The sequence below is a fragment of the Flavobacterium sp. genome (assembly GCF_046317795.1).
In the GTDB taxonomy this organism is placed as follows: Bacteria; Bacteroidota; Bacteroidia; order Flavobacteriales; family Flavobacteriaceae; genus Flavobacterium.
The window spans coordinates 1-12,829 of the sequence record NZ_JBKCVI010000109.1 but is presented as its reverse complement, the minus strand read 5'-3'; the positions used below and the strand labels follow the sequence as shown (position 1 = coordinate 12,829).

12 protein-coding genes and 1 pseudogene are annotated in these 12,829 nt (G+C 33.5%); 4 read left to right on the top strand and 9 right to left on the bottom strand.

The window, feature by feature from the left end:
- Positions 1-627: pseudogene (locus ACK5ON_RS06595) on the top strand (signal recognition particle protein); the annotation flags it as partial.
- A 51-nt stretch (positions 628-678) separates the two neighbouring features.
- Complete coding sequence (locus ACK5ON_RS06590; protein ID WP_396173475.1) at positions 679-1,560, top strand: bifunctional 5,10-methylenetetrahydrofolate dehydrogenase/5,10-methenyltetrahydrofolate cyclohydrolase; 882 nt, start codon at positions 679-681, stop codon at positions 1,558-1,560.
- A gap of 22 nt (positions 1,561-1,582) precedes the next feature.
- On the opposite strand, the gene ACK5ON_RS06585 is transcribed toward ACK5ON_RS06590, so the two are convergent.
- The 3 genes from ACK5ON_RS06585 to ACK5ON_RS06575 are packed head-to-tail and all read right to left on the bottom strand — an operon-like array spanning position 1,583 to position 3,415.
- Positions 1,583-2,050 (bottom strand): DUF1456 family protein, encoded by a 468-nt coding sequence (locus tag ACK5ON_RS06585; RefSeq protein WP_396173473.1) that lies wholly within the window; start codon positions 2,048-2,050, stop codon positions 1,583-1,585.
- Positions 2,051-2,101: 51 nt separating this feature from the next.
- A complete protein-coding gene (locus tag ACK5ON_RS06580) occupies positions 2,102-2,902 on the bottom strand; it encodes an alpha/beta hydrolase (protein WP_396173471.1) in 801 nt (266 codons plus the stop codon).
- A gap of 30 nt (positions 2,903-2,932) precedes the next feature.
- On the bottom strand, positions 2,933-3,415 hold the full coding sequence (locus ACK5ON_RS06575; RefSeq protein ID WP_396173469.1) for a hypothetical protein: 483 nt from the start codon (positions 3,413-3,415) through the stop codon (positions 2,933-2,935).
- Between the two features lie 114 nt (positions 3,416-3,529).
- Here ACK5ON_RS06575 and ACK5ON_RS06570 point away from each other — a divergent pair, with 114 nt between their 5' ends.
- A complete protein-coding gene (locus ACK5ON_RS06570; RefSeq protein WP_396173468.1) occupies positions 3,530-3,931 on the top strand; it encodes a TerB family tellurite resistance protein in 402 nt (133 codons plus the stop codon).
- A gap of 12 nt (positions 3,932-3,943) precedes the next feature.
- Here ACK5ON_RS06570 and ACK5ON_RS06565 read toward each other — a convergent pair whose 3' ends face one another.
- The 5 genes from ACK5ON_RS06565 to ACK5ON_RS06545 all read right to left on the bottom strand — a co-directional run bounded on the left by ACK5ON_RS06565 (position 3,944) and on the right by ACK5ON_RS06545 (position 10,621).
- Entirely contained in the window at positions 3,944-4,591 is a 648-nt protein-coding gene (locus ACK5ON_RS06565) for a DUF2238 domain-containing protein (RefSeq protein ID WP_409820989.1), read from the bottom strand.
- A gap of 49 nt (positions 4,592-4,640) precedes the next feature.
- Positions 4,641-6,629 (bottom strand): excinuclease ABC subunit UvrB, encoded by a 1,989-nt coding sequence (gene uvrB / locus ACK5ON_RS06560; protein ID WP_409820986.1) that lies wholly within the window; start codon positions 6,627-6,629, stop codon positions 4,641-4,643.
- A gap of 38 nt (positions 6,630-6,667) precedes the next feature.
- Entirely contained in the window at positions 6,668-7,330 is a 663-nt protein-coding gene (locus tag ACK5ON_RS06555) for a thiamine diphosphokinase (RefSeq protein WP_409820983.1), read from the bottom strand.
- Positions 7,331-7,429: 99 nt separating this feature from the next.
- Complete coding sequence (locus ACK5ON_RS06550; RefSeq protein ID WP_409820981.1) at positions 7,430-8,248, bottom strand: DUF4249 family protein; 819 nt, start codon at positions 8,246-8,248, stop codon at positions 7,430-7,432.
- 3 nt (positions 8,249-8,251) lie between these two features.
- On the bottom strand, positions 8,252-10,621 hold the full coding sequence (locus tag ACK5ON_RS06545) for a TonB-dependent receptor (protein ID WP_409820978.1): 2,370 nt from the start codon (positions 10,619-10,621) through the stop codon (positions 8,252-8,254).
- A gap of 141 nt (positions 10,622-10,762) precedes the next feature.
- On the opposite strand from ACK5ON_RS06545, the gene ACK5ON_RS06540 reads away from it, so the two are divergent.
- Positions 10,763-11,437, top strand: coding sequence for a hypothetical protein (locus tag ACK5ON_RS06540; protein WP_409820974.1), 675 nt, complete (start codon positions 10,763-10,765; stop codon positions 11,435-11,437).
- A 677-nt stretch (positions 11,438-12,114) separates the two neighbouring features.
- Here the strand turns inward: ACK5ON_RS06540 and ACK5ON_RS06535 are convergent.
- Positions 12,115-12,829 (bottom strand): T9SS type A sorting domain-containing protein (locus ACK5ON_RS06535; RefSeq protein ID WP_409820971.1); only part of this gene is annotated, 715 nt, incomplete at its 5' end.

The window sequence follows — 12,829 nt, the reverse complement described above, 5'->3', positions numbered from 1 at the left end:
TTTAACGACCGATTGAATTTTGATGGCGTAATTCTAACCAAATTAGATGGAGATACCCGTGGTGGAGCTGCCATTTCTATTAAATCAGTTGTAGATAAACCAATCAAGTTTATTGGAACTGGTGAAAAAATGGAAGCTATTGATGTGTTCTATCCTTTGCGTATGGCGGAAAGAATTCTTGGGATGGGTGATGTAGTTTCCTTAGTAGAAAGAGCTCAAGAGCAATACAATGAAGAAGAAGCTAGAAAAATTCAAAAGAAAATTGCCAAAAATGAATTCGGTTTTGACGATTTCCTGGCTCAAATTCAACAGGTGAAAAAGATGGGGAATATGAAAGACCTTGTGGGGATGATTCCTGGTGCTGGAAAAGCCCTAAAAGATGTGGAAATAGAAGATGACGCTTTCAAGCATATTGAAGCCATTATACATTCGATGACGCCCAAAGAAAGAAGCAAACCTGCGATTATCGACATGAAAAGAAAAACCAGAATCGCAAAAGGGTCTGGTAGAAAAATTGAAGAAGTAAATCAGTTGATGAAACAATTTGAGCAAATGAGCAAAATGATGAAGATGATGCAAGGCGGTGGCGGAAAGAATTTGATGAAAATGATGGGCGGAATGAAATAGTACAGAGACGCGATTTATCGCGTCTTTTTTTATAAACAAGACAATAAAAAAATGAAATTATTAGACGGAAAAAAAATATCAGAAGACATTAAAAACGAAATCGCAGCCGAAGTTCAAAAGATGAAAGCCAATGGCGAGAAAGTTCCTCATTTGGCTGCCATTATTGTAGGGAATGATGGTGCAAGTTTGACTTATGTTGGTAGTAAAGTAAAATCCTGTGAAAGAGTAGGTTTTGAATCTACTTTAATTAAAATGCCCAATACTACATCGGAAACAGAATTACTCAAAAAAATAAAAGAACTTAATGAAGATGATAACATCGATGGATTTATAGTGCAATTACCATTACCAAAACAAATTGACACACAGCACATTATCATGTCCATTGATCCAAGCAAAGATGTTGATGGTTTTCATCCCGAAAATTTTGGAAAAATGGCGTTGGACATGACCACTTTTATTCCGGCAACACCTTTTGGAATCCTAGAATTGCTAGAGCGATATGGTGTGGAGACACAAGGAAAACATACTGTTGTGATTGGAAGAAGTCATATTGTTGGTCGCCCAATGAGTATTTTGATGGGAAGAAAAGGATTTCCAGGGAATTCAACAGTCACGTTAACCCACAGTTATACTAAAAATATTGCTCAAATAACCACACAAGCCGATATTATTATCACCGCACTTGGTGTTCCCAATTATTTGAAAGCCGAAATGATAAAAGATGATGCCGTTGTGATTGACGTTGGAATTACGCGAGTGAATGATGAGACCGACTCAAGAGGTTATCGAATTACCGGCGATGTTGATTTTGATGCCGTTTCTAAAAAAGCATCCTATATTACTCCTGTTCCCGGAGGCGTTGGACCAATGACCATTGCCATGCTTTTAAAAAATACGTTGTTAGCTCGGGAGCAAAGAAGAATAAGATAATGAAAAAATCCTGAGCTAAAACTCAGGATTTCTTGTTCTTACCATTTTTATATTGAACCTTTTCAACCACCTGAACTTTTACTACTTGTTTTTTATCTTTTGGATTAAAAGATTTTTTTGAGGAGTTCGTATTTGGTTTAGCTTCACTCTGTTTCCTTTTTGCTTGGGTGAAGTCCGTTTTTGGCTTGAATTCTGCTTTCTGTTTTTCAGCAATATTTTTCTTAACTACCTCCTGGTTTTGCTTGATGACATCCATAGCATTTTTTGGATTTTCTTTAGTGCCACGCAAATGAATTACCAGTCCATTCAAAAAGTTACGCAACACTTGGTCGCCACATTCCATGAAATTTGGATGGTCTACATTGCGAAAAAAGTTTCCAATTTCGCATTTCGACATTCTGAAATCAACCAATTCAAGGATTTCTACAATTTGGTCATCTCGCAACTGAAGTGCTACACGAAGTTTTTTAAATATATCGTTGTTATTCATGATAAGTTTGTGGTTTGTAGTTTGTGGTTGATATCAATTAACCATCAACCATTAAAAAAGCCAAAGGTACGCGTTTTTAAAACTCTCACGCCATAATTTTTCGTTGTGTTGTCCTGCTTTGACGATTACTTTTTTATTCAATTTTTTACATTCACACCGTTTGGTATTTACCCAATGCTCCACAGTTTCCATATCATTGATAACATCAGCATCACCTTCGTTATCGCCACATAGAAAATAGACTTTGGTATTGAAATCTTTGGTTTGCGCCATCAAGTCATTCATTTCTTTTCGGTTAAACCAAAAAGAAGGAGAGAAGCAACCTACTTTTCCAAATACTTCAGGATATTTTAAAGTGGCATAAAAAGAGACCAATCCACCCAACGAGCTTCCCATAATAGCGGTGTTTTTAGCATTGGATTTGGTTCTAAAGGTTGAGTCTATTCTTGGTTTTAAAGTTTTGACAATAAAATCTAAATAATCATCGGCTTCGCCTCCACCATATTTTGAATTTTTGAAAGGAGTTAATTCCTCCATTCGTTTTTCGTTTCCATGCTCAATACCAATAATAATTATTTGTGCATTAATGCTATCCAGCGTTTCGTCCACATTCCATTCACCTGCATAGGAGGTTTTAACATCAAATAGATTTTGAGCATCATGCATATAAATTACAGGATACTTTTTGGCGGAATCCGAATAATTTTTAGGCAAATACACCCAGATTTTTTTGGTGGTTTTTAATTGGGGTGCTTCTAGAGTAAAAGTAACAACTTGTTTGCTAGCGGTGCTTTCCTGTGCGTTTAAACTTAAGAGAGCTAATAAAAAAAGTAAAGAAAAAAAGTTTTTCAAAAGGTATAGAATTTGCTGAATAAGTGAAAATTATTTTTCTACAGCGGTATTGCTTTCCTCATTTTTCTTTTTCTTTTTATCCTTCTCTTTCTTTTTTGAATTTTTTTCTTCCAAAAATAGTTTGTATTTCTCTCGCTGTTCAGCATTCAAATAACTGTTGATACTTTTTTCTGTTTTTTCCTGCGTGGCTCGTATTTCTTCTGCTTTGTCTTCTTCAGAATTACTACTTTTCATAACAATATCCATTCGCTTACTTGAAGCTAGAATATCATTTTTTATGGCAATATATTGGAGGTCATCGAGTGTCAAGGCAGCTTTTAACCTTACCATAAACCCTTCAATTCTTTCATTTCTGTTTTTTTCAATATCTGCAGCCGTTGGTTGTGCAGGACTTGGATTAGGTACTGTATTATTTTGATTTAGTACTCGATTATTCATGTTATTTCCCATTTGTGCTGAGGCACTAATAGAGGAAATAAGCAAACTGAAAAAAACTATTTTAAAGGTTTTCATAATATATAGAAATTGAATTAGACAAAATTAAATAAAATAAAACAACTTATTTGTTAAAAAATAATTGATTACCGTTTCTTAAAAAATTATATTTTAGCTAAAAATAAATTATCGATGGAAAAATACGAAGAAAAATTAGCCCTTTTGACAGAAATGATTGCCTTTTCAGTAGTTGATGGAAAACTGCATGACAGAGAATATTTATTTCTATCAATGATTGCTGAGGAACTTCAAATTTCCAAAGTTGATTTTAAGAGTTTGTTTCATCAGGAAAATTACCTAGTTGTTATTAAATCTGAGTTTGAACGCATCCAACAATTTTACCGACTGGCTTTATTGATGCATTGTGATGGTATATTGCATGAACGCGAACAAAATAAAATTCATGAAATAGGAATTAATATGGGATTAAATCCTCACGCTATAAAACGGGTTTTGAAAGCCATGGAAATGTCGCCTACAAAAATGATTACACCAGAATTTCTTTTGGAAGTTTTTCAAGAACAATTGAACTAAAACACATCCTCATTATTGTTCATGTATTCTGAATAGTTTTTTTATCAAGGAAACAATTGTCGTAGATAGAATAGCACCCATAAAAGCCATAAAAATATCTTTTTGAGCATCCCATATATCGCCTTGCGTTCCCAGATAAGCATCGCCTTGTGCTTTGAAAAATACATCGGCAACGGCCCATTCAATAAGTTCATATAGTCCGCTCACTGACAGTGTAATTTCTATAGGCAAAATCCAAGAAACCGTTTTGGGGTATTTTAACCAACGTAAAAATAATTCTCGCATGGGATAGGCCAGCAAAAATCCGAAACTGAAATGTACAATTCGGTCATAATGATTTCTTCCAAAATGGAAATAGTCTTTTAACCAATAGCCAAAAGGATTTTCGGCATAGGTATATTTTGAACCATATACATGCAAACAGAGGTAAACACAAATCAAAAGATAGGAAAGATCACTGAACTGGTATTTTCGGAATGAAAAAACTAGAAACAACATGAATATTACCGTCAGTGTGTTCTCTAAAAACCAATTGTTGAGGTCATTGGTTCCAATCAAAGTGTTAACCCAAATACTGGTAAAAACCGTTAGAAAAATCCATAACCAATAGTTTTTTTGATAAGGTGTTCTGTAGTTTGAAATGGCGAGTGAAAAAGGCATAGTTTAATTATTGGTATTTTTTGTAACAACGAATATAAAGAAAAGAAATTTACATCTTATCCTGCAACGCTTTTATCTCATCCCTAAACTTTGCTGCTTGCATAAAGTCTAACTCTTTAGCGGCTTTTTCCATTGCTTTGCGTGCGTCTCGGATTTTCTTTTCTATCTCTGGTTTGGATAGGTATATACTTTGGGGTTCGGCAGCTTTTGCAATTTTATCTTCAAAATATTGTGTAGAAACTGAGTTGTTGCTCAAAGCGTTGCCTAAACTTTTGTTCAGTGCTTTAGGTTCCAATCCGTGCAAAGTGTTGTAGCCCATTTGTTTTTCGCGACGGTAATTGGTTTCGTCTATGGTTTTTTGCATGCTATTGGTCATTTTGTCAGCATACAAAATGGCTTTTCCGTTCACGTTCCGAGCTGCTCTTCCAACGGTTTGAGTTAATGAACGATGACTGCGTAAAAACCCTTCTTTGTCAGCATCCAAAATAGCAACAAGCGACACTTCGGGCAAATCCAAACCTTCCCGTAATAAATTCACACCAATCAGCACATCAAATAATCCTTTGCGTAAATCCTGCATTATTTCCACCCGTTCCAAAGTATCCACATCGGAATGAATATAACGACAGCGAATGGAAACTTTCGTCAAATATTTCGTCAATTCTTCCGCCATTCTTTTGGTTAAAGTAGTTACCAAAACGCGTTCATCTGCTTCGCAACGCACTTGTATTTCTTCTATCAAATCATCAATCTGATTTAAGCTTGGACGGACTTCAATAATAGGGTCTAATAACCCAGTTGGGCGAATAACTTGCTCTACATAAACACCATCTGATTTTTGCAATTCATAATCGGCTGGCGTGGCAGAAACATAAATCACTTGGTTTTGCATACCTTCAAATTCCTCAAATTTCAGCGGACGATTGTCCATTGCAGCAGGTAATCTAAACCCATATTCCACTAGATTTTCTTTCCTACTTCTATCGCCACCATACATCGCATGCACTTGTGAAATCGTGACGTGACTTTCATCCACCACCATCAGGAAATCATCGGAGAAATAATCCAATAAACAGAAAGGTCTGGTTCCAGGAAGCCGTCTGTCTAAATACCGAGAATAGTTTTCAATTCCAGAACAATAACCCAATTCACGTATCATTTCGAGGTCAAAATTAGTGCGTTCTTCCAGTCGTTTTGCTTCTAAATGTTTGCCTATTTCTTTGAAATAATCCACTTGCTTTACTAAGTCTTGTTGGATATCCCAAATCGCGGCTTGCAACACATCGGGAGAAGTCACAAACATATTGGCGGGATAGATATTTAGTTTCTCATATTTCTCGAAAACTTTCGCAGTTTTTGGATCAAAAGCTTCAATTTCTTCAATTTCATCGCCAAAGAAATGCACTCTGAAAGGTTCATCGGCATAACTAGGAAAAATTTCCACCGTGTCGCCTTTAATTCTAAAAGTTCCCGGTAAAAACTCTGTTTCGGTTCTCGAATACAAACTTTGCACCAAGCGATGTAATAATTTGGTTCGTGAGATGATTTCGCCTTTTGCAATTGAAACCACATTCTTTTGAAACTCAACTGGATTTCCAATTCCATACAAACACGAAACAGAAGCTACAACTAAAACATCTCTGCGTCCCGAAAGTAGGGCAGAAGTAGTGCTCAATCGCAGTTTTTCTAGTTCATCATTAATGGATAAATCTTTTTCGATAAAAACACCGGTAACAGGAATATACGCTTCGGGTTGGTAATAATCGTAATACGATACAAAATACTGCACCGAATTATTGGGAAAAAATTGCTTAAATTCTGAATATAATTGGGCTGCCAGCGTTTTATTGTGCGCCAAAACCAAAGTAGGTTTTTGCACTTCTTCAATTACATTGGCCACAGTAAATGTTTTTCCGGAACCTGTAACGCCTAGTAACGTTTGGTATTTATCACCATTGATAATTCCTGTAGCTAATTTTTCAATAGCTTGTGGTTGGTCACCAGTAGGTTTATAATCTGATACGACTTGGAATTTCATTTGTCTTAATAGAATTTCTGAGAGGCAAATTTACAAACTTAATCCCAGCATTCCATTAATAATAAATCACCATCAGTATGAATAATTGAAACCATTCCATCTTCGGTTACATGATTACTGCTTCCGGTTTTGTAGCCAATGGTAAGGTCTTCATTATGTAAAGAATAGAAAAGATTTTTGGTAGTTATACCCGAAACTTTTCCAATGGGAATAAGCGAAAGAATCGTATTGGCTGTATACCATTTTTCAAATTGATTTTGGAGCAAAAAGACTTTCGAATGATCATCTAAAATGACGATTTTTAATGTATCGCGATAAGCTACAATATTGGTTAAATTGGTAATGGTATGATCGGCACGTCTTCCGGTTGCCCAGATAACATTGGCGGCTTTATGTCCTTTTTCGATGAGATAATCAAATGCTTTTTCCAAATCGGTTTTGTCTTGGTTTGGCGCATACACAATCTCAATGGGATATTGTTTTTCTTTGTAATAATTGGCATCAAAACCTCTGTCAAAATCGCCTAATAAAACATCCACTTTTATTCCCAATTCTAAAACACGTTCAATAGCAGAATCGAGGACAATCACTAATGGTGACCATTCTAGTAGTTGCCCCAATAATTCAGCACTACACATTTCCCCATTGGCAATAATCAATGCGGGTTCTTGGTCGTCGCGAACGATATGATGTGAAGACATTTTTTACTACGAAGTTAGAATTTGTAAAAGTAATTAAAACACTTCATATTTCTTACTTCGTATTTTGTACTCGTATTTCGTACTTCTTATTTCGTACTTTTATTGGATGGTATATTCTTTTGTTTCGGTTTTGCTTAATCGGAAATAACCCAACGCAAAATTGTCAAAATTTGTCTGATTAACTATATTTCCTCTAACGGTAGAGGTTGGCGTAGAAAAAGGACCTGCACTAGTAGTTCCTGTTTGAGCCAAAAGGATGTTCATATAATTGTAATAATTTAGTGTGACACCATTTAATCTAAATTTTAAGATATCGCCCGTTTTTAAATCTTCACTAATGTATAAACCAAACATCTCATTGTTTTCAAAAAAGCGGTCTTCTAAAACACCATATTCAGGAATGACTTTGTAGGGATCATCAATTCTCAAGAAATAGTGATTGGTTTCATTTTCTAAATCATCGAAAAAGAATTTAATTTCTTTTTCATTACCAAGAATACCAGCATCATTGACTTGTTCAACTCTTGTAATGATAGGTGTGTTTAAAAGTTTTTCAGTAGCGGTATAGGTTTCGCCTTGATGGATAACCGTTAAAGTATAATTCTCGTCAACTACTGGAATAAAGTTATAACATTTGTAAGTGCCCGCTGTTCCATCTTCTGTAAAAGTAAAGGTTTGATTACTGCTATTGGTAATAAAAACAGTCGCTCCAGAAACTGGAGGAATTTGATTAGAAAAATAATCGGTTGTGGTTGAAAGTTTGATTTTTTGTTCGTTACCACTTGTTTCTGCAAACCAGTTAATGGATGCTTCGATAACCAATCGAGGTGTAGCAGTGTCTAAATCGACATCGATGACTTTTTCACAAGAAAGAAATGAAAATAATAAAACGAATAAAAAGGGAGTGTATGTTTTCATAATTTAAAATTTAACGTTATAAGTTGCACTTGGTACTATTCCAAAAATGGATAATCGTAGGGCTTCATTCGTCCCTGTTTCTTGATTTTGTCTGAATGTTATGGAAGCCGCATTTTGTCTATTGTATAAATTGTATATGCCAAAAACCCATTCTGCTTCCCATTTTCTTTTTTTGTTTTTTCTAGGAGTTAATGTTGCCGAAACATCTATGCGATGATACGCCGGAAGGTTGTCCTCGTTTCTTGAGCTATAATTCGGAACCGTAATTCCTTCGTACTCATATTTTCCATTGGGAAACGTGACGGGTTGTCCTGTTTGAAAAGTTAGATTGGCACTAAATCGCCATTTTTCTGTCCATTTATAATTGGCAACAACAGCTAAGTTATGTAGTTTGTCAAAACCAGTTTTATACCAATTGCCATTGTTGATTCCGGTTTCAACTGGTGTTCTTCCTTCTACTTTTTGCTCGGTTCGAGAAAGTGTATAAGATAACCAACCTTTAAATCGTCCTGTATTTTTGCGAAACAAAACTTCTAATCCATAAGCTCTTGCCTGACCATTGAGAACAACGCGTTCAATAGCTTCGTTTGCTATTAAATTGGCACCATCTATATAATCAACACGGTTTTTAATTTTTTTAAAGAAAGTTTCTAGTTCTAATGAATATTTATCGTCTTTTAAATTTCGGAAATAGCCCAATGCTACTTGGTCTAAAATCTGAGGTTTTAAATATTGATCACTGGGTGCCCAGACGTCTAAAGGAGTTGGTGATTGAGTATTTGAAATTAAATGCAAATATTGTGACATTCGGTTATAGCTTCCTTTAATAGATTGATCATCATTGATAGTATAGGAAATTGCAAATCGCGGTTCGATATTGTTAAAGTTTGCTATAGTTTCATTTTTACCATAACTTACTGTTCCAATAGGTTCGGCGCTTTCATAGATTAAAAAATTAGGGTTGAAAGTAACAGGTTGATTATTGGCATACGTATTTAATGTTTGTTGTCCTAATCTAAGAAATGAACTCAGTCTAACGCCATACGTAATGGCAATTTTTTTAGAGATTTGATGTTCTGCATCAATATAAAAAGCATTTTCTAGGGCAAACTTTTTATCTAATTGGTCTTCATTTATTCCCGAGTCAGGGCGAGTTGGTTCAATTTTTCCAGGATTAAAATCAAAGTAATTGGAATTGATTCCATAAGTTAGTTTTAGTTTATCACTCAAATAATGTTTAAAATCGTATTTGATATTATAGTTTTTGATGCCACTATCCCAATTAAAACCAATGATGTCCAAATTTAAACCGTAATAGTAATCAGAGTAAATCATTGATAAATTCGAAAATAATTTATCAGAAAATAAATGATTCCATCTGAAGTTTATAACGCTGTTTCCGTATGTGTTGATAAAACTATCACTCAATTGGAACACGTCTCTCCCAAAATAACCAGAAAGATAAATATTATTTTTTTCGTTTAATGAGTAACTCAATTTGGTATTTAAATCATAGAAATAAGCCGAGTTTGGATTGTTAGTCAATTTCAAAAAAAGATGCGCATAAGACGCTCTACCGGCTACTACAAAGGAACCTTTTCCTTTTACAATAGGACCTTCGGCTAAAATTCTACTCGAAATCAATCCGATACCGCCATTCATATGAAAATCATTTTTGTTACCCTCTTTTTGATAAATATCCAAAACAGAAGATAACCTTCCGCCATACCGCGCTGGAATACCACCTTTATACAGCTTTAAATCTTTAATGGCATCAGGATTGAAAACGGAGAACAAGCCGAATAAGTGGGAAGAATTATATATTGTAGCTTCGTCTAATAAAACTAAATTTTGATCGGCACCACCACCACGAACATTGAAACCCGATTGTCCTTCGCCAGCGTTAGTAACACCTGGTAAGGTTAAAATGGATTTTAAAATATCAACTTCACCAAAAATGACTGGCATTTCTTTGATTTCTTGAATGGTAAGTTTATTGACACTCATTTCTGGTTTTCTAATGTCAACGCGTTTATTGTTTTGAATAATTACAACTTCATCGAGTTGCTGACTGGTTTCGGCAATCAAAATATTTTTTCGAATATCTTGAGTAAGGTTTATTATTTCTTGTGAGGTTTGATAGCCAACATAACTAATCAACAGCGTATACGTACCTTTGGGTAGGGTTATGGAATAAAAGCCGTATTCATTGGTAGTAAAGCTAGTTTTTGTTTCTTCTATGAACAAAGAAACTCCAATTAATGTTTCTTTATTTTTTATATCAGAAATGGTTCCACTCAACGTAACTTTTTCTTGGGAAAAAGAAAATAGTGAAAGTAAAAGTAATAGTAAAAGCGTTATTTTTTTTGGCATTTAGGCATTGATTTTAAATGATTTTTATTATTTGACTACAAATATCCAACTATGTTACTCATAAATTGTTAAGCTTTGGTTAATTAAAAAGATTTTATTGAATGATTTTAGATACTTTTACATCGTTTTCAATATAAAACAATGAAAATTTTAAACACATTTTTTATCTTTTTAATTATATCCTTCTCAGGTTATTCTCAATTTGAATTGCCTAAGAAGACTCTGAAAATAGCACCTGTTACTAATAGTTCTGGACAAATTTCTCCCACTTCTTCTAAGTCAATAACCTATCCTAGTATTTTTGATAAAAAAGACAAATTATTAGAAAGCGTTTCATTAATTAACAAAAAACCCGAGGACGAAAAGAGTGTAATGGAAAAGGAAAGTTTTGAAAATCCTTCTAAAATTTACACGGATAGAATGAACAATAAGAATGACGGACAAATTCTTGAAAAGTTTAAAAGCGATAGTTTCCTTGGCGAATTTAAAACAGGAACAAAAATTATAAGTATTGCTTGTCGTGACCACGAAGCACCAGATGGTGATGTGGTTAGAATTTGGCTCAATGACAAAGTAGTTGTTAATGCTATTTTACTTGATGTTGATTTCAAAGAAGTCTTTTTAGACCTAAATGAAGGGATTAACAAAATAGAAATTGAAGCGCTTAATCAAGGAGAATCGGGTCCAAATACTGCTCAGTTTTCAATATTTGATGAAAAAAAAGGATTGATAACCACCAATAAATGGAACTTAACCACTGGCGTAAAAGCAAAATTGATAATTCTCAAAACTGATGGAGAATTACAAAAGCAATAAAAAAAGCACCCAAAAATTAATTTCTTTGAACTAATAAACTTTAAACAATAACGCTTACTAGTTATTCGAAAACGCTTACTAGTTTTTAAAAAATGCTTACTAGTTTTTAGAAAATGCTTACTACTTTTTAGATAATGCTTACTAGTTTTTAGAAAATGCTTACTAGTTTTTAGAAATTGCTTACTACTTTTTAGAAAATGCTTACTACTTTTTAGAAAATGCATACTACTTTTTAGATAATGCTTACTAGTTTTTAGAAAATGCTTACTAGTTATTAGAAAACGCTTACTAGTTATTCGAAAACGTTTACTAGTTTTTAGAAAATGCTTACTAGTTTTTAAAAAATGCTTACTAGTTTTTAGAAAGTGCTTACTACTTTTTAGATAATGATTACTAGTTTTTAAAAAATGCTTATTAGTTATTCGATAATGCTTACTAGTATTTCGATAATGCTTACTAGTTATTCGATAACGTTTACTAGTTACTCGATAACGCTTACTATTTATTAATAGCTAGTAAATATTTTTATCTATTTTAACAAAATTTCAAGGATCTTTAGTTTCATACTGGCTTTTGAAACCAGATGATGTTTTAAAAAACTTTCTTCACAAACAGAATTAATTTGAATAGATTTATTTTCTATTATTAAGTAGAAAATACAATTTATTAAGTTTTAATTACTTGTTTTCTATAATTATTTTTTTGACGATGTTATGATTATCCGTTTTTATATTTAATAAATATGTTCCAGATTCTATTCCACTAAAATCAAAACTTTTTTCATTATAAAAATTAATTTTATTCTGTTCAAATACTTTTCTACCACTTAAATCTACTAATGTAAAATCTATCTCACCACTATAATTATTGATTTTAATTGTTACAATGCCATTGGTTGGATTTGGGAATGCTGATACAATTGATTCATTAAAATTATTGTTAGTACTACTTAAAGTGCTATTTAAATAGGTATTTAATTCGAGCAATAACGGATTCATATCCGCACTATCATAATTATAGTTGATAGACAAATAGGTATTTAAAGATGGGCAGTAAAGCATATTTGTTCCATAACCTGGAATTGAACCACTATGACCATACCATTGCACTCCATCAGCATAAATTTCATAGCAACCTAAACCATATCCTGCATTGGTTGATGAAAAATTGGTCATCATATTCACATAAGACATTGGAATAATATTTCCTTCCAGTAAATTTTTGAAATAGTAATTTAAATCATTTGTATTTGAAATTATTTCACCAGCACTGTTTGCCCAACTTGTATTTTGAACAGTTATATCATTGTATTGTTCACCTCCAAAGTCGATATAGCCATTCAAATAAGTTCCACTTATATCATATTCACCAGTGGCTGGTACTGTTGTGTTA